16 protein-coding genes, 1 tRNA gene and 1 pseudogene are annotated in these 20,157 nt (G+C 73.4%); 5 read left to right on the top strand and 13 right to left on the bottom strand.

Features of this window, described 5'->3' with window-relative positions:
- The first annotated feature begins 86 nt into the window (after positions 1-86).
- The 4 genes from VG276_13235 (at position 87) to VG276_13220 (ending at position 3,657) form a co-directional block, all read left to right on the top strand.
- Positions 87-1,478 carry a 2-polyprenyl-6-methoxyphenol hydroxylase-like oxidoreductase gene (locus VG276_13235; GenBank protein ID HEV8650336.1) on the top strand — a complete coding sequence of 464 codons (1,392 nt, stop codon included), beginning with the start codon at positions 87-89 and terminating at the stop codon, positions 1,476-1,478.
- Positions 1,479-1,639: 161 nt separating this feature from the next.
- A complete protein-coding gene (locus VG276_13230; protein ID HEV8650335.1) occupies positions 1,640-2,761 on the top strand; it encodes an FAD-dependent monooxygenase in 1,122 nt (373 codons plus the stop codon).
- A 441-nt stretch (positions 2,762-3,202) separates the two neighbouring features.
- Positions 3,203-3,448 (top strand): type II toxin-antitoxin system HicA family toxin, encoded by a 246-nt coding sequence (locus tag VG276_13225; protein ID HEV8650334.1) that lies wholly within the window; start codon positions 3,203-3,205, stop codon positions 3,446-3,448.
- Positions 3,418-3,657 (top strand): type II toxin-antitoxin system HicB family antitoxin, encoded by a 240-nt coding sequence (locus VG276_13220; protein HEV8650333.1) that lies wholly within the window; start codon positions 3,418-3,420, stop codon positions 3,655-3,657. Before VG276_13225 ends, VG276_13220 begins: the two co-directional genes overlap by 31 nt.
- Positions 3,658-3,785: 128 nt before the next feature.
- On the opposite strand, the gene VG276_13215 is transcribed toward VG276_13220, so the two are convergent.
- From VG276_13215 to radA, 8 genes are all read right to left on the bottom strand, one after another.
- Positions 3,786-3,858 (bottom strand) — tRNA-Thr (locus tag VG276_13215).
- Between the two features lie 50 nt (positions 3,859-3,908).
- Positions 3,909-5,201 (bottom strand): 23S rRNA (guanosine(2251)-2'-O)-methyltransferase RlmB, encoded by a 1,293-nt coding sequence (gene rlmB, locus VG276_13210; protein HEV8650332.1) that lies wholly within the window; start codon positions 5,199-5,201, stop codon positions 3,909-3,911.
- Positions 5,183-6,589 (bottom strand): cysteine--tRNA ligase, encoded by a 1,407-nt coding sequence (cysS, locus tag VG276_13205; protein HEV8650331.1) that lies wholly within the window; start codon positions 6,587-6,589, stop codon positions 5,183-5,185. The genes rlmB and cysS overlap by 19 nt, the downstream gene beginning before the upstream one ends.
- Positions 6,590-6,731: 142 nt before the next feature.
- Positions 6,732-7,226: a 2-C-methyl-D-erythritol 2,4-cyclodiphosphate synthase gene (gene ispF / locus VG276_13200; protein ID HEV8650330.1), complete on the bottom strand. Its 495-nt coding sequence runs from the start codon at positions 7,224-7,226 to the stop codon at positions 6,732-6,734.
- Positions 7,227-7,252: 26 nt separating this feature from the next.
- Positions 7,253-7,987: a 2-C-methyl-D-erythritol 4-phosphate cytidylyltransferase gene (gene ispD / locus VG276_13195; protein ID HEV8650329.1), complete on the bottom strand. Its 735-nt coding sequence runs from the start codon at positions 7,985-7,987 to the stop codon at positions 7,253-7,255.
- Between the two features lie 76 nt (positions 7,988-8,063).
- A complete protein-coding gene (locus tag VG276_13190) occupies positions 8,064-8,543 on the bottom strand; it encodes a CarD family transcriptional regulator (protein HEV8650328.1) in 480 nt (159 codons plus the stop codon).
- A 128-nt stretch (positions 8,544-8,671) separates the two neighbouring features.
- Positions 8,672-9,748 (bottom strand): DNA integrity scanning diadenylate cyclase DisA, encoded by a 1,077-nt coding sequence (gene disA, locus VG276_13185; GenBank protein ID HEV8650327.1) that lies wholly within the window; start codon positions 9,746-9,748, stop codon positions 8,672-8,674.
- Positions 9,745-11,163, bottom strand: a complete 1,419-nt coding sequence (radA, locus tag VG276_13180; protein HEV8650326.1) for a DNA repair protein RadA — start codon at positions 11,161-11,163, stop codon at positions 9,745-9,747. The genes disA and radA overlap by 4 nt, the downstream gene beginning before the upstream one ends.
- A 120-nt stretch (positions 11,164-11,283) precedes the next feature.
- Here radA and VG276_13175 point away from each other — a divergent pair.
- Positions 11,284-11,499: pseudogene (locus VG276_13175) on the top strand (DUF2087 domain-containing protein).
- A 116-nt stretch (positions 11,500-11,615) separates the two neighbouring features.
- Here the strand turns inward: VG276_13175 and VG276_13170 are convergent.
- The 5 genes from VG276_13170 to VG276_13150 all read right to left on the bottom strand — a co-directional run.
- Positions 11,616-12,215 carry a hypothetical protein gene (locus VG276_13170; GenBank protein ID HEV8650325.1) on the bottom strand — a complete coding sequence of 200 codons (600 nt, stop codon included), beginning with the start codon at positions 12,213-12,215 and terminating at the stop codon, positions 11,616-11,618.
- A gap of 33 nt (positions 12,216-12,248) precedes the next feature.
- Entirely contained in the window at positions 12,249-13,706 is a 1,458-nt protein-coding gene (locus VG276_13165) for an MFS transporter (protein ID HEV8650324.1), read from the bottom strand.
- Positions 13,707-14,147: 441 nt separating this feature from the next.
- Positions 14,148-15,050: an A/G-specific adenine glycosylase gene (locus VG276_13160; GenBank protein ID HEV8650323.1), complete on the bottom strand. Its 903-nt coding sequence runs from the start codon at positions 15,048-15,050 to the stop codon at positions 14,148-14,150.
- Between the two features lie 43 nt (positions 15,051-15,093).
- A complete protein-coding gene (leuS, locus tag VG276_13155) occupies positions 15,094-17,604 on the bottom strand; it encodes a leucine--tRNA ligase (GenBank protein ID HEV8650322.1) in 2,511 nt (836 codons plus the stop codon).
- 144 nt (positions 17,605-17,748) lie between these two features.
- Positions 17,749-20,157, bottom strand: a 2,409-nt coding sequence (locus VG276_13150; GenBank protein ID HEV8650321.1) for an ATP-dependent Clp protease ATP-binding subunit, incomplete at its 5' end; no start/stop codon positions are given.

Raw genomic sequence — 20,157 nt, 5'->3', positions numbered from 1 at the left:
GTCCCCGGTTGGGTGGTTCTCCCGAAGGCGCCAGACCCCTCGCCTTCCTAGCGTCGAAGCACCTGTCACAACGCAGGAGGTGCGAGATGCGGAAGATCGGTGACCACGCGGTGGTCCTCGGGGCAAGCATGGCCGGGCTCCTCGCCGCCCGGGTGCTGGCCGACGCGTACGAGCGGGTCACCGTCGTCGAGCGCGACCCGCTCCCGAAGACGGCTGAGCATCGGCGGGGTGTACCCCAGGGCCGGCACGCCCATGTGCTGTGGGCCCGAGGGGCGCAGATCCTCGACGAGCTCTTTCCGGGACTGCTCGACGACCTCGTCGCGGGTGGCGCACCGGTGGTACGGGACCTCGCGGAGTTGCGCTTCTCCCCGGGCGGCCATCCGCTCTGCCTCAAGGGCCACCCCCCGGAGGCCACTACCTACCAAGCCAGCCGGCCCTACCTGGAAGGTCAGGTGCGCGCCCGGGTCCGGGCGCTGCCCACGGTCGAGATCGTCGACCGGTGCGACGTCGTCGGGCTCGTCACCACCGCGGCCCGAGACCGCGTCACCGGGGTGCGGATCCTGCGCAGCGCCGGCGGCGTCGAGGAGACCCTCGGCGCCGATCTGGTCCTCGACGCGACCGGGCGCAGCGGCCGTGCGACGGCCTGGCTGGCGACGATCGGCTACGACCAGCCGCCGCAAGAGCGGCTCACGATCCACCTGAAGTACGCCAGCCGACACCTGCGCCTGCGCCCCGGCGCCCTGCGCGGCCAGAAGTTCGTCGCCATCGGTGCCGAGCCGGGCCGGCCCACCGGCTTCGTGCTGTTCGCGGAGGAGGAGGACCGGTGGGTCCTGACGCTGATCGGGTACCACGGACACCACCCGCCGGCCGACCCCGAAGCCTTCCTCGCCTTCGTCGAGACCGCCGCCCCACCCGACGTCTTCGCCGCGATCCGCGACGCTGAGCCGCTCGACGACATCGTCGCCTACCGGTTCCCGGCCAACCTTCGCCGCCGCTACGAGCGGCTGCGCCGCTTCCCGGCCGGGCTGCTCGTCTTCGGCGACGCGCTCTGCAGCTCGAACCCGGTGTACGCCCTGGGCATGTCGGTGGCCGCGCTGCAGGCGGCAGCACTGCAGGACTCGCTGGTGCGCGGCGAGGGTGATCTGGCCCGGCGGTTCTTCCGGGCCGCCGCCAAGCCCGTCAGCATCGCCTGGCAGCTGACGGTCGGCGCCGACCTGGCTCTGCCCCAGGTGCAGGGACCACGGCCGCTGCCGGTCCGGGTCATCAACGCCTACGTCAACCGGGTGCTGACCGCGGCCGAACGCGACCCCGCGGTGGCTGAGCAGTTCCTCCGAGTCGCCGCTCTCCAGAACCCGGCCAAGCGGCTGTTCCGGCCCTCCACCGCGCTACGCGTCCTGCTCGGCAACCTGCGCCGGCGCCCTGCACCACCGATCGACGCCACCAAAGCGGGCATGCCCGCCATCGGTCCAGGCGCCTGAGGACGAAGCCATGACGATCCAGGACGGCCGACAATTCCAGCTCGCGCCGGCGGGCGAGAACGGCACCCTAGGCGGCTCCCTTCCTGGCCGAGCGGGTCGCGCGCAGCCGGTAGGAGTCGCTGCCGGTTAGGAGTGGGCCAGCCAGGATGGAGGACTGCCGAATGAAGCACTACCGGATCCTGATTGTGGGGGCAGGGCTTGCCGGCCTGGCGTTGGCCAGGGCGCTGGGCCAGGCCGGGCTCGCCCCAGAGCTGATCGAACGGGAGGCCGGCTGGGATATCGCCGGGACCGGCATGTACCTGCCCGCCAACGGTGTGCGCGCCCTGCGGGCGCTGGACCTGGAGGCCGCCGTGGCCGCAAGGGCGGCCCGGATCCCCCGCCAGCGCCTGCTGGACCACCGCGGGCGCCTGCTCGCCGACATCGACCTGCACCAGCTGTGGGCGGACGTCGGCCCCTGCCTGGCGCTGCCCCGGGCCGAGCTGCACCAGGTCCTCCGGCAGTACGTGCCGGTACAGCTGGGCCGGACCGTCCGCTCACTGGAGCGCCTGGACGGGCCGGTCCAGGTCACCTTCGACGACGGCCGCAGCGACGACTACGACCTGGTCGTCGGCGCCGATGGGCTGCGCTCCGCCATCCGGCGGCTGGCCGTCGACCAGCGGCCGCCCATCCCGGTCGGCCAGCACAGCTGGCGGTTCCTGGCCGCCTGCCCACCCCAGGTCACCACCTGGACGGTGCTGCTGGGCCAAGGGGCGTCGTTTCTGACCGTCCCGGTCGGCAACGGGCTGGCCTACGGCTACGCCGACGTCACCACTGACAGCGCCGCCCTCAGCGGTGGCCTGGACGGCGACCCGGTCGGGAGGCTGCGCGAGCGGTTCGCCGGCTTCGCCGCCCCGGTCCCGCAGTTGCTGGACCAGCTGGAGGACCCGGCCCGGATCCATGTGGCGCCGATCGAGCAGGTCGCCGAGGAGCGGTGGGGTCGCGGGGTGGTGGTGCTGGTCGGCGACGCCGCCCATGGCATGTCGCCCAACATGGCCCAGGGTGCCTCCCTGGCCTTCGAGGACGCCCTGGTCCTGGCCGCCTGCCTGCGCGACGCGGCCACGGTCACCGACGCGGTGACCGGGTTCGTGGCCCGGCGAGGCCGGCGCACCGGCTGGGTCCGCGCCCAGACCCACCGCCGCGACCAGACCCGCAACCTCCCGCCGGTCCTGCGCGACCTCACCCTGCGGGCCTTCGGGCGACGGATCTTCCGGTCCAACTACCGGCCCCTGCTGGAGCCCATCTAGGCGCCCGGGAGTCAAGCAAGTGATTCACCCTGGGTTTTCCTGGAGGCTCCATCGCTTGGAAGGGAAGATGGAGTCATGGCAGACAACCGGAACACCCACCCATCCCAGAAGCGGTACCCGCCCGAGCTGCGTGAGCGGGCCGTCCGCATGGTCCAGGAGGCGATCGAGCAGACCGGCGAGCGCTTCGGGGTGATCACTCGGGTGGCGCGCCAGCTCGGGGTCGGCACCGAGTCGCTGCGCTCCTGGGTCGCGCCTTCGCTGCGCCTGGACGACGAGCAAGGGCTAGTTGTAAGGCTCGCGCAGCTCGCCACCTTCGCTGCGTCCTGGCCGCTGGCGACGGCGCAGATCCTGACCTTCGTTCCGGCTGTGGATGGCACGACCCACGGGTCCCGTCAGCTCGGTAGGTTCTGGGCACACGAACCAGCCGAGGAGTCGCGTCGGGTGAAGGTCCGGGAGGTCATCAGACTCATCGAGGAGGACGGCTGGGTGCTCAGCCGGACGCGTGGTAGCCACCGCCAGTACAAGCATCCCACCAGACCGGGGCTCGTCACGATCCCGGGCAAGCCCGCCAAGGACTTGCCGGTCGGGCTGCAGCGGAGCATCCTCAGACAAGCCGGCCTCCTCGGAGACCAACGTCAGCCATTCGGAGCCATGCCATGCCCGACACCAGGCCACCCAGTTACCTGATCGTCATCGAACGTGCCGATGACGGCGGCTACGGCGCCTGGGCGCCCGACCTGCCTGGCTGCGTTGCGCTCGGCGACACCATCGAGGACACCGAGCGCCAGATGCGCGAGGCCATCGCCTTCCATTTGGAGGGGCTCCGCGAGCAGGGCGAGTCTGTCCCGGCACCGACCACGGTGGCAGCGGTCATGCTGACCACGCCAGCGGCGTAGCCGCGCGCCACCGTTGCGCATCCGCGATTTCCTGGCAGCGCAACTCGGAGATCGCCAGAGACTCCTCGGCGGCTCAGGCCGTGGCTCGCAGAGGAAGCAGGAAAGGGCCTGTGACCTGCAGCTATGAGAGCTGGCGGGGGGACTCGAACCCCCAACCTGCTGTTTACAAGACAGCTGCGCTGCCGGTTGCGCCACGCCAGCGGGATGAGGAGAGCGTACCGGGTGGGCCAAGGGCAGGCCAGGCGGAATGCTCAGGGACCCGGGGGGGCGGCCTGCGGGCCCGGTGGGCCGCTGCGGCGGCGGCGGACCTCGAACAGCGCCAGGGCGCCGGCGACAGAGGCGTTCAGGCTCTCGACGTGGCCGGTCATGGGGATGCGGACGACCACGTCGCAGGCTTCGCGGACGAGGCGGTGGAGGCCGGCACCCTCGCTGCCGACGACCACGCAGACGGGCTCGGTGGCCAGGTCGAGGTCGAACAGGCCGGCGTCGGCCTCGCTGTCGAGGCCGACGCACCAGACGCCGGACTCGCGCAGCCGGTCGAGGGCACGGGTCAGGTTGGCGACCTCGGCGACCGGGAGATGGGCGAGCGCCCCGGCCGACGACTTCACCGCCACGGCCGACAGCGGGGCGCTCCGGTGCCTGGGAACGATCATGCCGTGGCAGCCGGCCGCGTCGGCGCTGCGGGCCAGCGCCCCGAGGTTGCGGGGGTCCTCGACCCCGTCGAGAGCGAGGAAGAAGGGCGGCTCAACGGTACCGAGCGGGACGGCGAGCAGCTCGTCCAGACTGATCGGCTCGATGGGAGCCACCACGGCCAGGACCCCCTGGTGGGCGCCGGTCTGCGCCTCGGCGTCGATCACCGAGCGGGGCACCGTCTCGACCCGGACCCGGCGGTCACGGGCGAGCGCGAGCAGGTCGGCCAGGGTGGCGCCGGTGGACCCGCCGGAGGCGACCAGGACCCGGTCGACGGGCCGGCCCGCCCGCAGCGCCTCGAGCACCGGGCGGCGGCCCTCGATCAGCTCCCGGTCGGGACCGGGGCGGACGGCGGCCCGGGCCGCGTCGAGCTGGTCACGGCGGCGGGCCTGCTTGGCGGTGCGCGCGGCGGATGCGGAGCCGAGCCCGGATCCCGGCCTGGTGGCCCGCCGCTTCTCGGCCGGAGCCCGGGGTCGCTGGACCGCGGCCTCCCCACCCCGGCCGTGCGCGGCCTCCCCACCCCGGCCGTCCGCGGTCCGCCGGTCGCGGTCCCCGTGGGCTCCGGGATCCGCCGGCTTGCCGGCTCTGGTCCCGGCAGCGCCCGGTCGCCCGGATGAGGATCCGGTCCCGCCTCCGTCCCGACCGGCCAGGGGTCCGATCCCGCCCCCGTCCCGACCGGCCGGGGAACCGGTCCCGGCCCCGTCCCGACCGGCTGAGGGTCCGGTCCCGGCCCCGTCCCGCCTGGCCGGGCGACCGGCTGCTGGCGGGCGCTGCGGACGCTGGCGGCGGTCCCGGGGCGGCTTCCCCGACCCGGACGACCCTGGGCGGGGCCCGCCTAGGGGGCGAGGTGCCACCGGGGGCCTCCGGCCCGGTCCTCGACCCGGATGCCGACCGCGGCAAGCCGGTCGCGGACGAGGTCGGCGGCTGCGAAGTCGCGGGCGGCCCTGGCCCGCTCGCGCAGCTCGAGCACGAGCTTGAGCACGGCCGGGAACTTGGTCGGCTCGGGCAGGTCGAGCAGCGGGGTGAAGCCGAGCCGGGCGGCCAGGTCGCTGAACGTGACCAGCCGGGAGTGCAGCTCGGCGACGGCCTCGGGCACGCCGCGCTCGGCCCGGGCGATGAGCGGGTTGGCCGCGCCCACGAGGTCGAACAACACGGCCAGGGCGGCCGGGATGTTGAGGTCGTCGTCGAGGGCGGCGACGAACCGCTCGCGCCAGCCGCCCTCCTCGGTGCCGCCCACGCCGACCCGCTCGGGCAGCGCGCGGGCGGCGTTGGTGGCGAAGGTGGCCAGCCGCTCGTAGGCGGCCGCGGCTTCGTCGAGCACCTCGGTGGAGAACTCCAGCGGGCTGCGGTAGTGGGCGCTCATCAGCGCGTAGCGGAGCACGACCCCGCGGTAGCGCTGCAAGAGGTGCCGGGGCGAGATCACGTTGCCGGTCGACTTGTGCATCGCCTGGCCGTGGAGCTGCAGGAAGGCGTTGTGGAGCCAGTAGCGGGCGAACGGCTCACCGGTGGCGCCCTCGGACTGTGCGATCTCGTTCTCGTGGTGGGGGAAGATCAGGTCCTCCCCCCCGCCGTGGATGTCGAAGCCGCGGCCGAGGTACTTGGCCGCCATCGCCGAGCACTCGAGGTGCCAGCCGGGCCGGCCCGGGCCCCAGGGCGAGTTCCACTTCGGCTCGCCCGGCTTGGCGCCCTTCCAGAGCACGAAGTCGAGCGGGTCGCGCTTGTCGAGGTTGACGTCGACCCGCGCGCCGGCCAGGAGCTCGGACGGGTCGCGGCCCGAGAGCTTGCCGTAGTCGGGGTACTTCCCCACCGAGAAGTAGACGTCGTCGCCGGCCTGGTAGGCGAGGCCGACGTCGACGAGCTTGGCCACGAGCTCCAGCATCTCGGGGATGTGCCCGGTGGCGCGGGGCGCGACGTCGGGCGGGATGATGCCGAGCGCGGCGTTCACCTCGTCGTACACGCGGGCCCAGTGCTCGGCGACGACGAACGCGCGCAGGGGGTCGTGGCCGGACGCCTCGATGATCCGGTCGTCGACGTCGGTGTAGTTGCGCACGAACAGCACGTCGTAGCCGGAGGCGGTGAGGTGCCTGCGGAGCACGTCGAAGACCACCACGTTGCGGAGGTTGCCGATGTGGGGCTCGTTCCAGACCGTGATCCCGCACAGGTAGATGCCGACCTTGCCCTCGTCCCTGGGGACGAACAGCTCCTTGCGGCGGATCAGCGTGTTGGTCAGGTGCAGGGCCACGATTCGGCTCCAGGATTCGGCTCGGGATGTCGTCAAGGGAACTTATTCGCATGGCGAACGCGTTGCCACGCCCCTCCTATGCTAACCCCGTCCCGAAGCGGGTATTGCGCGGCAGGCCCGTGACCGGTCAGCCGGGCGGACCTTACCCCGGATCGGCCGCGACCAGCAGGCAGACCGCGACGGCGGCGATGCCCTCGCCGCGGCCGGCGAAGCCCAGCCCCTCAGACGACTTCGGGGTGACCTGGACCTGCCCGTCGTCCACGCCGAGGGCGCCGGCCAGCGCCTCGACCATCGCCGGGAGGTAGGGCCCGAGCCGCGGCTGGTCGCACAGCACGGTGGCGGCCACGTTCCCGATCACCCAGCCGGCCTCCCGGGCCAGCCCGGCCACCCGGCGGCAGAAGACCAGGCTGTCGGCGCCGGTCCAGCCGGGGTCGCCGGCCGGGAAGTGGTGGCCGAGGTCGCCCAGCCCGGCCGCGCTCAGCACCGCGTCGCAGACGGCGTGGGCGACCACGTCGGCGTCGGAGTGGCCGTCCAGGCCGCGGTCGAACGGGACGGCGACCCCGCCGAGGACCAGCGGCCGCCCGCTGACGAGCGGGTGCACGTCGACGCCCTGGCCGACCCGGAACGGCGCGGCCACCGGCGCGCGGACTCCTGGCTCCGGGCTCATCTCGTGTGACGCGGGGCGAGCCTGGCGGCCCGGCGGCCCACGATCGCCTCGGCCACAGCCAGCTCGAGGGCCGTGGTGACCTTCAGGTTCTCGACCGTTCCGGGTACCACCCGGACCCGGTGGCCGGCCCACTCCACCAGGGCGGCCTCGTCGGTCGCCTCGACCCCGTCGCGGGCGGCTCGCCGGTGGGCCTCCTCGAGGACCGCGCGGACGAAGAGCTGGGGCGTCTGGAGCACGCGAAGCTGCTCGCGGTCCACCACGCCAAGCGAGCGACCATCCTTCCCCACCCGGCGCACGGTGTCGGTCACCGGCACACCGGGCACGACACCGGCCGGCCCGGACGGGCCGGCCACCCGGAGCAGCTCGAGCAGCTCGTCGACCAGGCCGGGGCCGGCGAGCGGGCGGGCCGCGTCGTGCACGGCCACGAACTCGGGGCCAGGTGGCAGCGCGGCCAGCCCGAGGGCGACGCTCGCCTGGCGTGTCGGACCGCCAGGGACCACCGCGGTCACCTTGGCGAAGCCCTCGCCGGCGACCACCTTGGCGGTCGCCTCCTCGGCGTCGGGGTCGGCCACGACCACGACCGTGGTGACGCTGCGGCTCGCCTCCAGGCAGGCCAGGGCGTGGGCGAGCAACGGGCGGCCGTCCAGCGGGACGAGCGCCTCGGCGCCCGGGCGCCGGCCGACGCCCGGCTGGTCCGCGACGACCGCCGCCACCTCGACCGGACCTGTCACCAACGTCTCCCTCCTGTGCACAACGGTCGAGGGGCCGCACCGGTGCGGCCCCTCGAAGGACGTGCCAGCCGACGCGCTAGGACTCCAGCGCCTCGTCGACCATCTTGATGGCCTTGTCGTCGCCACAGTTGCAGGCGAGCACGAGCTCGGACACGAGGATCTGGCGGGAGCGCTGCAGCATGCGCTTCTCACCCGCGGACAGACCTTTGTCGCGATCCCGGACGGTGAGGTCGCGGACCACCTCGGCGACCTGGAAGATGTCGCCCGACTGCAGCCGCTCGATGTTGCCCTTGAACCGGCGGCTCCAGTTGCCCTGGGTCGAGGGCTCGCCGGTGCGCAGGATGTCGAACACGCCCTCGACATCCTCGGAGCTGCAGACCTCGCGGATCCCGACTTCCTGGCAGTTGTCGCGGGGCACCATCAGGGTGAGGTCGCCGTACGTCAGCTTGAGCACAAGATACTCTCGGGTCTCGCCACCTACCTCCCGGTCCTGCAACCCCTCAATCGTTGCAGCCCCGTGCTGCGGATAGATGACGCTGTCCCCGACCTTGAACATACGCGAAAACCCCTTCCCGTCGAGATGAAGCAGTTCATCGTAGCACTTTCGCGCCCTCAGCTTCAAATGAACGCGCAGGTAGATGGCCTGATCGCGACTTGACAGAAACGGTTCGCCACGCAGAGTGGTCAGGGGTAATACTCAACCATCGACGCCTCGGCGAGGCGTCCGAGCCCGTCCCGGACCTGCCTGGCCCGGTCGCGGTCGATGCCCTCGACCTCCTCGAGATCCTCCAGGCTCGCGGTCAGCAGCACCTTGAGGGAGCCGAAGCGCTCGGCCACCCGGTCGATCACCCAGCCGGGCAGCTCGGGCACCTTAGCGAGCGCCCGGTACCCGCGGGGGGCCAGCACCGCCTCGAGCGCCTCGGGGTCCCTGGTCAGGTTCACCACCTTGGCAAGGGCGACCGTGTCCGACAGCTCCTCCGGGGTCAGCCCGGCCAGCTTCGCGAGCACGCCGGACACGTCCAGGCTGTCCCGCGTGGGCAGGTAGTCGCGCACCACCAGCATCTTCGCCTCGTTGACACCGGCCGCCAGCTCGTCGAGCTGCAGGCGCAGCAGGCGCCCGTCCACGCCCAGCTCGGCGACGTAGCGCTCCAGCTCCTCGGCGATGCGGCAGAGCATCTCGGCCCGGGCGAGGACCGCCAGCACGTCGCGCTGGGTGGCTGCCCCGTCCAGCTCGAGGCCGGTGAGGTGGCCGGCCAGCTCGTCGAAGCGGGCCCGGTAGTGCTCGAGGGTCTGCACCGTCTGGTTGCTGCGCGAGAGCACGTTGGCGACGTTGTCGAACACGTGCCGCAGGTCGTCCAGGTAGAGGGTGAGGATGTGCATCGACTCGGAGACGGTGACCACCGGCACGCCGGTCTGCTTGGCCACCCGCTCGGCGGTGCGGTGCCTGGTGCCGGTCTCCGACGTCGGGATGGCCGGGTCGGGCATCAGGTGGACGTTGGCCCACAGGATGTTCCTGGCTGCCGTGTCGAGCACGAGGGCGCCGTCCATCTTGGCCAGCTCCGACAGTCGCTGGGCGGTGAACGGGACCTCGATCCGGAAGCCGCCGGTGAACAGCGCCTGCACCTGCGGCGGAGCGCCGAGCACGACCAGCGCGCCCTTCTCCGCGCGCAGGATGCGCTCGAGGCCCTCGCGGAGGTGGGTACCCGGGGCCACCTGCTGGAGCGCCTGGATCAGCCGGTCGTCAAACTGCGAGGAGGTCATGGACGTCCCCCCGTGGACGGCACGGCAGCGCCGTCCGGCGGCCGCTCGGGCCGCGCCGGCGCGCGGCCGGACGCGAGCAAGGTGGAGAGTGCGTGGGTCACCGAGTCGACCTCCACGACCGCGAGGCCGTCGGCCCGGGCCTCGCTGCCGGCCGGAACGAGCGCGCGCCGGAAGCCCAGCCGGGCCGCCTCGGCCAGCCGTCGGGGGAGCTGGGGCACCTGGCGCACCTCGCCGCCGAGCCCCACTTCCCCGAAGGCGACCAGGTCGGCAGGCACCTGCCACTCCCGGGCGGCCGAGGCCAGCGCCAGGCAGACGGCGAGGTCGGCGGCCGGCTCGGTCAGGCGCACCCCGCCAGCGGTCGCCGCGAACACGTCCTGGCCGGCCAGGGCGACCCGGGCCCGCCGCTCGAGCACGGCGACCAGGATCGCCAGCCGCCCGGGGTCGAGCCCCTGCGCGGTCCGCCTGGGCATCGGCGCGGCGGTGGGCGCCACCAGGGCCTGGACCTCCGTGACGAGCGGGCGGCGGCCCTCCAGGCTCACGGTGCAGACCACCCCGGGCACCCCGGTCTGGCGCGCGGACAGGAAGAGCCGGGAGGGGTCGGCCATGGGCACCAGGCCGGCCTCGGTCATCTCGAAGCAGCCGACCTCGTACGCCGGGCCGTAGCGGTTCTTGGTGCAGCGGACCAGGCGCAGCGCGTGGTGCTGGTCGCCCTCGAAGTTCAGCACCACGTCGACGACGTGCTCGAGGGTCTTGGGCCCGGCCACCACGCCCTCCTTGGTGACCTGGCCGACCAGGAAGGTGGCGATCCCCCGCTCCTTGGCCAGCCGGACGAGCTGGGCGGCGACCTCGCGCACCTGGCCGACGCCGCCGGGCGCGCCGGCCAGCTCCGGGTCGGCCACGGTCTGGACCGAGTCCACCACCACCACCCGCGGGCGCACCTCGTCGATCAGCGTGCGGATCGCGCCGAGGTCGGTCTCGGCGGCCAGGAGCAGGTCCGGGTGGAGGGCGTCCAGGCGCTCGGCGCGCAGGCGGACCTGCTCGCGGGACTCCTCGGCGCAGACGTACAGGACGCGGCCCTCGGCGGCGAGCCCGGCCAGCACCCCGAGCATCAGGGTCGACTTTCCGATGCCGGGCTCGCCCGCGAGCAGCACGACGCTGCCGGCGACCAGGCCACCGCCGAGCACCCGGTCCAGCTCGCCCACGCCGGTCGGGCGGTGCGCCTCGACCTGGGGGGCGACGTCGGTGATGGCGACGGCCGCGGCGACCGGACCGGACGCCCGCGGCGGCCCGGCCCGCTCCACGACCTCCTCGACCAGCGTGTTCCAGGCGCCGCAGCCGGGGCAGCGACCGACCCAGCGCGGGGTCGACGTCCCACACTCGGTGCAGGCATAGGTGGTACGAACGGTCTTCGGCACGTGAGAAGGCTCCCACCCACGGGCTCGCTGGCGCTCCGACCGCAGCCCGCGCGTGGCCCCAATGTGAGTACGGGTCGCATACCCCGGTGATAGAAAAGAGGCTAGCACGTCGATCCAAGAATCCGGCGGAGTCGCCATGAACGACGCATTGGAGCCAAGAGACATTCTGGGCCTGCTGGCCGAAGAGGACCGGTTGCGGGTGGCGGCCGCCTGGTCTCGATCCCGGCCGGCCACGCCAAGCGCCGCATCGTCCTCGACCACCTGGCCAGGCTGTTCGAGCCTGGCCGCTACTACCCCGAGACCGAGGTCAACGAGATCCTCGGTGCCTACAACGCGGACTACGCCACCCTGCGGCGCTACCTGATCGACGAGGGCTTCCTCGAGCGGGGGCCGGCCAGGTCTACTGGCGCACCGGCGGCACCGTCGACGTGGACGGCCCGGCAGGGTAACCCCTACGCGGCGACCACGGGCTGGTTGCGCATCACCACCATCGTGAACCAGGCCAGGCCGAGCAGCGGCAGCAGGTCGGGCCGGGAGGCGGCCGCCGGGTCGACCTGGACCGTGGCCTCGAAGCGGCGCAGCCCGCCCCGCGCGGTCGTGCCGGCGAGCCGGTTGCCGGCCTGGTCGGTGAGGAGGTAGCGCGAGCGCCAGCCCCTCGCCCTGGCCCAGGTGAGCCGCTCCCCGCCGGGAAGCTCGACCACGCCGCTGGCGCCCGTCCAGGTGCGCCGCAGCTCGGCGGCCCACCCGCTACCGGCGTCGGTGACGGTCACCCGGCGGCCGGACGCCAGCAGGGCGAACCGCTGCCCGTGGAGGGTGCCGCGCAGGGCGAACCGCTGCCCGTGGAGGGCGGACCGCTGGCCGCGCAGGGCGGACCGCTGCCCGGCGGCGTCCAGCTCCCCCCTGGTGCCTGCGTAGCCGGAGGTCCACATCGTGGCCAGGACCGCGCCGTCGGCGAGGAGGACGAACTCCCGCTTGCCCGCGCCAGACCGCCGCCAGGCCAGCGCTCGCGCCGCGCCGCGCCGGAGCGGGGGCTCGGGGCCGGTCGCGTCCATGCCCACGGTCTACCAGGGCCGGGCTGCCGGCACTCAGGAGCGGCCCGCACCGGCTGCCACCCGGCGCGGCGGCGGGACGGACACCGGGCAGCTGATGCAGGGCTCGTGCTCCTCGGGGCGCGGCTCGGCCGCCTCGACGGGACGCCGGACGGTGCGGATGGTGGCGAAGCCGAGCAGGCCGCCGGCGGCGCAGACGCCGCCAGCGATCAGCATGGCGGCCCGGAACCCGGCGCTGAACCCCGCCGGGTCCAGGGCGCCGGCCCCGGAGATGCCGGCCGCCGTGGGCAGCACCGCCACCGCGAACAGCCCCGCCGCCCGGGCCACGGAGTTGTTGACCGCGCTCGCCACGCCCGCATGATCAGGGCTGGCCGCGGCGAGCACCGTCGCGGTCAGCGGCGCCACGGTCAGCGACAGGCCGAGCGCGAACACGATCACGCCGGGCAGGACGCCGCTCACATAGCTCGCGCCGACGTCGGCCCGCGCCAGCAGCGCGAGCCCGGCACCGGCCACGAGCGGGCCGACGGTCATGGGCAGGCGCGGCCCGATCCGCTGGGCGAGCCGGCCGGCCCGGGCCGAGAGCAGGAGCATCAGCACCGTGACCGGGACGAGGGCCACGCCCGAGGCGAGCGGGGAGTACCCGAGCACGCGCTGGAGCTGGATCGGGAGCAGGAACAGGGCCCCGCCCAGGGCGCCGTAGACCACGAAGGTGACGAGGTTGGCCCCGGTGAACTGGGGGGACCGGAACAGGTCGAGCGGCAGCATGGGGTGGGGGCTGCGCCGCTCGACCTCGATGAACAGCACCAGGGCGGCGACCCCGCCGAGCCCGGCGGCCAGGATGGCCGGCGAGGTCCAGCCTCTGGCCGGCCCGTCGGTGAGCGCGTAGATGACCCCGGCCAGCCCGACCGCGGCCAGCGCGGCGCCGAGGTAGTCGAGCTGGGGGGCGAGGTTCCGGTCGCGGGACTCCGGCACGTGCCGCAGCGCGATCCAGACCACCGCGGCGGCCAGGGGCAGGTTGATGAAGAAGATCAGCCGCCAGCTCACCGCCTCGACGAGCCAGCCGCCCAGGAACGGTCCGACCGCCGTGGTCACCCCGGCCAGGCCCGACCAGGCGCCGATCGCCGCGCCCCGGTCGTCGGGATGGAAGCTGGCCTCGATGATCGCGAGGCTGCCCGGGGTGAGCAGCGCCGCGCCGACTCCCTGGAGCGCGCGGGCGGCCACCAGCGCCCCGGCGTTCGGCGCCAGCCCGCAGAGCAGCGAGGCGGTCGCGAACCAGACCACCCCGATGACGAACAGCCGCCTGCGCCCGTAGTGGTCGCCGAGGGAGCCGCCGAGCAGGAGGAGGCCGGCCAGCGTCAGGGTGTAGGCGTTCACCACCCACTGCAGGGTGGAGATGCCGGCGCCCAGCTCCTGGCCGATCCTGGGCAGGGCGACGTTGACGACCGTGCCGTCCAGGAACGCGATGCCCGAGCCGAGCACGGTGGCCAGCAGCACCCACCGTCCGGCCGGCGAGGCGTACCGGACCCAGTTCTGCTCCTCGACCGTCCGGGTCGGGTCCGGGGTCCCTTCGTCCCTGTGGTCGGTCACAGCATCCATCCCTTCCGTGTCGGTCGGCGGCGGAGCGCTCCCAGCCACCGAACCGTCCTCGGGTAGCCGATCGGCGCGTCGAGCCCATCGTCGGGCCCACGCACCACGTCTTCAACCCCACCCGCACAGGTACCGACCCCGCTGCGCCGAGGACGACTCCGCGACCTCGGACCACGCTGTCGCAGCCTGTCCTTGCGGTGGACCCGCCGCCAGGCCACGGGCGCGCCCTGACCGGGGCCGCCACGGCCAAGCGGAGCCACCCGGGGCCGCCACGGGCCAAGCGGAGCCACCGGGGCCGCCACGGCCAAGCGGAGCGTCGCCCGGCCGCGCCGCTTCAGGAACCAGGCCTCAGCCGGGGAGGCGGAGACGGCCGTCGGGGTCGCGGGCGATCATCCCCTCGGTGTGCAGGCGTTCGAGCAGGTCCGGGAACCAGCCCGGCGGGCGCTCGGCTGTGTCCGCTCCGACGGCGGTGGCCAGGGCGGCGGGGTCCAGCCCGGCCGGCTCGGCGGCCAGGGCGCGCACGACCGCGCCGCGCCAGCGCCGGTCCGACGCGGCGAACGGGGCCTGTGCCCGTGGACGGGGCGGCGGCGCGGCCGGGCCGAGCGCCCGCCACCGGCAGCGCACGGCGATCGGGCAGCCCTCGCAGCGCGGCCGGGGGCGGCAGTGGGCCGCCCCAAGGTCCATCAGGGCCGAGGCCCACTCCCAGGCCCGGCCGGCGGGAAGGGCGGCATCGGCCAGGTCCTGGCGGGCGGCCGGGCCGAGGCTGGACGGGTCCGCCCCGGCCAGCGAGCGGACCAGGACCCGGGCCACGTTGGTGTCCACCGGGGCGACGTCCTGGCCGAAGGCGAAGCAAGCCACGGCCCGCGCCGTGTACGAGCCGACCCCGGGCAGCTCGGCCAGCCCGGCTACGGTCCCGGGCCAGCCGCCGCGGGCCACGACCGCCTGGGCAGTGGCCCGCAGCGCGAGCGCTCGCCGGTTGTAGCCGAGTCCCTGCCAGGCCCGGAGCACCTCGGCCGGGCTGGCGACGGCTAGATGGGCAACGCTTGGGAAGCGCTCGAGGAAGAGCGGGTAGGCGGCCGCGGCCCGGGCCGCCTGCGTCTGCTGGGCGAGCACCTCGGCGACCAGGACGCGGTAGGGGTCGCGGGTGCCGCGCCAGGGCAGGTCGCGCCGGGCCGCGGCGAACCAGTCGAGCACGGCGGCCCGGACGGCGTCCAGCAGCCCGGCGTCGACCGGCGGCGGGGTCGATGGCATGGCTCTATGGTAGGGCCCGGACTCCCCGCGAGGGGCCGCGGTCTCACACCACCAGGTTGACCAGGCGGTCGGGGACGAACACGGCGTCCCGGAGAGGCCGTCCTTCCAGGTGGCGGCGGACCTTCTCGCTGGCCAGGGCGAGCTGGAGCGCCCGCTCCCTGGTCGTGCCGGCGGGCGCCGGCACGGCGTCCCTGCGTCTGCCGTTCACCTGCACCACCAGCGTGATCTCCTCCTCGGCGAGCGCGGCCTGGTCGTAGGCGGGCCACGCCTGCTGGTGGACCGAGTACGCCCCGCCGATCCGCGACCACAGCTCCTCGGCCAGATGCGGGGCGAACGGCGCCAGCAGCAGCACCACGGTGCGGGTGGTGCGGTTCCACTCCGGGCCGGACATGGCCGCGCGCTGCCGCCGGGCCCAGCGCACCAGCTCCATCAGCGCGGCCAGGGCGGTGTTGAACTTCAGGCGCTCGAGGTCGCTGCCGACCGCTGCCACCGCCCGGTCCAGGGGCCGGAGATCCACCCCGCCCGGACCCGGCGTCCACGGGTCGACCACCAGGCGCCACACCCGGGCCGAGAACCGCTCGATCCCGGCCATGCCCTCGTCGGAGAAGTCGCCGCCCTCCTCCCACGGTCCGCAGAACTGCAGGTACATGCGGAGGTTGTCGGCACCGACCCGGCGCACGTAGGCGTCGGGGTCGACCACGTTGCCGCGGCTCTTGCTCATCTTGGCGCCGTCCTTGCGCAGCAGGCCGTGCAGGCGCAGCCGGGGGAACGGCTCGGCGAACGGGACCAGGCCGAGGTCGTGCAGGGCACGGGTCACGAAGCGGGCGTACAGGTGGTGGCGCATGACGTGCTCCTGCCCGCCCGCGTACATGTCGACCGGCAGCAGCCTCGATGTCCGCTCCTCGCTCCACGCCCGGTCGTGGATGTCGCTGGACGGGTAGCGCAGGAAGTACCAGGCGGAGTCCAGGAACGTGTCGGACACGTCGGTCTCGCGCCGGGCCGGCCCGGAGCAGGCCGGGCAGGTCGTCTCCACGAACGACCGCACCGCGGCCAGGGGCGACTCCCCGGTCCCGGTCGGCCGGAACTCCTGGACGTCGGGCAGCAGCACGGGCAGCTCGTCCTCTGGCACGGGCACGGTGCCGCAGGCGCCACAGTAGACGACCGGGATCGGCGGCCCCCAGTAGCGCTGGCGCGAGATCAGCCAGTCGTGCAGCCGGTACCTGGTCGCCCGGCGGCCCAGGCCCCGCTCTTCCAGCCACCCGGCGATCGCCGCGCGTGCCGGGCCGGACGCCATCCCGGAGAACGGGCCCGAATCGACCAGCACGCCCTCGCCGGTGTACGGGCCGGACCCACCCCCGCCCTCCGGCCCAGACCCATGCCCGGACCCGTCCCCGGACCCGGACCCAGACCCGGCCCCGGCCCTACCCTCGGGACCGGCCACTACCGGGACGGCCGGCAGGCCCATCGCGGCGGCGAACTCCCAGTCCCGCTCGTCGTGGGCGGGCACGCCCATGACCGCGCCGGTCCCGTACCCGGCCACCACGTAGTCGGAGACCCAGACGGGCACCTCGGCGCCGCTGGCCGGGTGGCGCGCGGCCGTGCCGCTGAACACCCCGCGCCGGCTGCTCGAGCGCGGACCGGTCGCCCGCTCGGGAGGCAGCGCCGCCCGCTCGCGGGCCTCCTCCACGAACGCGCGCACCGCCTCCTCCTGGGGGGTGCCGGCGGCCAGCGCCTCCACCTGCGGGTGCTCGGGCGGCACGACCAGGAACGTGACCCCGTACAGGGTGTCGACGCGGGTCGTGAACGCGGCCAGCTTGCCGGCCAGCCGGGGAACCGGGAAGTCGACCTCGACGCCTTCCGAGCGCCCGATCCACTCCCGCTGCAGGCGCTTGGCCAGCTCGGGCCAGTCCAGCTCGTCCAGCCCGTCGACCAGCTCGTCGGCGTAGGCGGTGATGCGCAGGAACCACTGCCTGGTCACCCGGGTCGTGACCCGGGACGAGCAGCGCTCGCAGCGGTCCCCCTCGAGCTGCTCGTGGGCGAGCACGGTCAGGCAGGACGGGCACCAGACCACCGGCGCCTCCCGCCGCACGGCCAGCCCGGCCCGGTGGAGCCGCAGGAACACCCACTGGGTCCAGCGGTAGTAGGCGGGGTCGCTGGTGGCCAGCTCGTGGTCCCAGGCCCAGGCCGCACCGAGCCGCTCCAGCTGCTCCCGGTAGTGGGCGATGGTCTTCGCGGTCAGCGTCCTGGGGTGCTCGCCCACCTTGAGCGCGTAGTTCTCGGTGTGGATCCCGAACGAGTCGAAGCCGATCGGCTGGAACACCGCGCGGCCTTGCATGCGCTGCCACCGCCCCCAGGTGTCGGCGCCGGTGTAGGTGTAGGCGTGCCCGACGTGCAGCCCCTCCGCTGAGGGGTAGGGGAACTCGACCAGGTTGTACAGCTTGGTGTCCGGGCCGATCCGCTCGACGTCCACCTCGAGCAGGCGGTCGGCCCGCCACCGCGCCCGCCAGCGCTCCTCGACCTCGACCGGGTCGTAGGCGGCTGCTTCGTCGTCCATCGCTCGGTCCCTTCTCGAGTATCGCAGGCGCCCGGCACCCCAGGCCACCGGGTTGCGGGCGGAGATCAGTCGACTGGCGGAACGACGAAGCCCCCGGAGAACCCGGGGGCTTCGTCTATCCCTGGGGTGGGACAGGTGGCGGCCTCACTCCTTGCCGGCGAGCTCGGCCGGTGGGATGTCGATGTCGGTGGGCTGGTCGAGCGAGCGGAATGCGATCTCGCCGTTCTCGGCGTCCACCACGATGAGCTGGCCGGCGGTGAACTCCTTCCAGAGCAGCTTCTCCGAGAGCGGGTCCTCGATCATCCGCTGGATGGTGCGCCGCAGCGGACGGGCACCGAGCGCCGGGTCATAGCCCTTGTCGGCCAGCGCGCCCTTGGCCTTCTCGGTCAGCTCGATGGCGATGTCCTTCGCCCTGAGCTGCTCGACGATGCGCCGCATCATCAGGCCGACGATGGAGAAGACCTCTTCGCGCGAGAGCTGGTGGAAGACGATGACCTCGTCGATCCGGTTCAGGAACTCGGGCCGGAAGTGGCGCTTGAGCTCGTCCATGACCTTGCTCTGCATGCGCTCGTAGTCGACCTTGGCGTCGGGCCGGGCGGTGAAGCCGAGGGTGGTGCCCTTGGCGATGTCCCGGGTGCCCAGGTTCGACGTCATGATGAGCACGCAGTTCTTGAAGTCCACGGTGCGGCCCTGGGCGTCGGTCAGGCGGCCGTCCTCCAGGATCTGCAGGAGGGTGTTGAACACGTCCGGGTGGGCCTTCTCGATCTCGTCGAACAGCACCACGCTGAACGGCTTGCGGCGGACCGCCTCGGTGAGCTGGCCGCCCTCCTCGTAGCCGATGTAGCCAGGCGGGGAGCCGATCAGCCGGCTGACCGTGTGCTTCTCCATGTACTCCGACATGTCGAGGGCGATCAGCGCGTCCTCGTCGCCGAACAGGAACTCGGCCAGGGTGCGCGACAGCTCGGTCTTCCCGACGCCCGAGGGGCCGAGGAAGATGAACGAGCCGGACGGGCGCTTGGGGTCCTTGAGGCCGGCCCGGGTGCGCCGGATGGCCTGGGACACGGCCCGGATGGCCGTCTCCTGGCCCACGACCCGCTTGTGCAGCTCCTCCTCCATCCGGAGCAGCTTGGCCGTCTCCTCCTCGGTGAGCTTGAACACCGGGATGCCGGTCCAGGAGGCCAGCACCTCGGCGATCTGCTCCTCGTCGACCTCGGCGACCACGTCCATGTCACCCGACTTCCACTCGCGCTCGCGCTTGGCCTTGTCGGCCAGCAGGTTCTTCTCCTTGTCGCGCAGGGACGCGGCCTTCTCGAAGTCCTGCGCGTCGATGGCCGACTCCTTGTCCCGGCGCACCTCGGCGATCCTACCGTCGAACTCGCGCAGGTCGGGCGGGGCGGTCATGCGGCGGATGCGCAGGCGGCTGCCGGCCTCGTCGATCAGGTCGATCGCCTTGTCGGGCAGGAACCGGTCGGAGATGTAGCGGTCGGCCAGGTTGGCCGAGGCGACCAGGGCGTCGTCGGTGATGGTGACGCGGTGATGCGCCTCGTAGCGGTCGCGCAGGCCCTTGAGGATGTCGATGGTGTGGGTAACCGTCGGCTCCTGGACCTGGATCGGCTGGAACCGGCGCTCGAGCGCGGCGTCCTTCTCGAGGTGCTTGCGGTACTCCTCGAGGGTGGTCGCACCGATCGTCTGCAGCTCGCCCCGGGCCAGCATCGGCTTGAGGATCGAGGCCGCGTCGATCGCGCCCTCGGCCGCGCCCGCGCCGACCAGGGTGTGCAGCTCGTCGATGAACAGCACGATGTCGCCCCGGGTGCGGATCTCCTTGAGCACCTTCTTCAGGCGCTCCTCGAAGTCGCCCCGGTAGCGCGACCCGGCCACCAGCGCGCCCAGGTCGAGGGTGTACATCTGCTTGCCCTTGAGCGTCTCGGGCACCTCGCCCTTGACGATGGCCTGGGACAGGCCCTCGACGATGGCGGTCTTGCCCACGCCCGGCTCGCCGATGAGCACCGGGTTGTTCTTGGTCCGGCGGGACAGCACCTGCATGACCCGCTCGATCTCCTTCTCGCGCCCGATCACCGGGTCGAGCTTGCCCTCACGCGCGAGCTGGGTCAGGTTGCGCCCGAACTGGTCGAGCACGAGCGAGCCCTGCGGCTGCGCCTCGCCGCTGGCACCGGCAGGCTGGCCCTCCTTGCCGCCGGCATAGCCGGACAGCAGCTGAATGACCTGCTGGCGCACGCGGGACAGGTCGGCGCCCAGCTTGACCAGGACCTGGGCCGCGACGCCCTCGCCCTCGCGGATCAGGCCGAGCAGGATGTGCTCGGTGCCGATGTAGTTGTGGCCGAGCTGCAGCGCCTCGCGCAGCGACAGCTCCAGGACCTTCTTGGCCCGGGGCGTGAACGGGATGTGCCCGGTCGGGGCGGTCTGGCCCTGACCGATGATCTCCTCCACCTGGGCCCGGACCGCTTCGAGGGAGATGCCAAGCGACTCGAGCGCCTTGGCGGCGACGCCTTCGCCCTCGTGGATCAACCCGAGCAGGATGTGCTCGGTGCCGAT

Source organism: Actinomycetes bacterium (assembly GCA_036000965.1).
Classification (GTDB): Bacteria; Actinomycetota; CALGFH01; order CALGFH01; family CALGFH01; genus DASYUT01.
The sequence above is the reverse complement of the archived record's forward strand: the minus strand, read 5'-3'. Positions and strand labels throughout refer to the sequence as shown.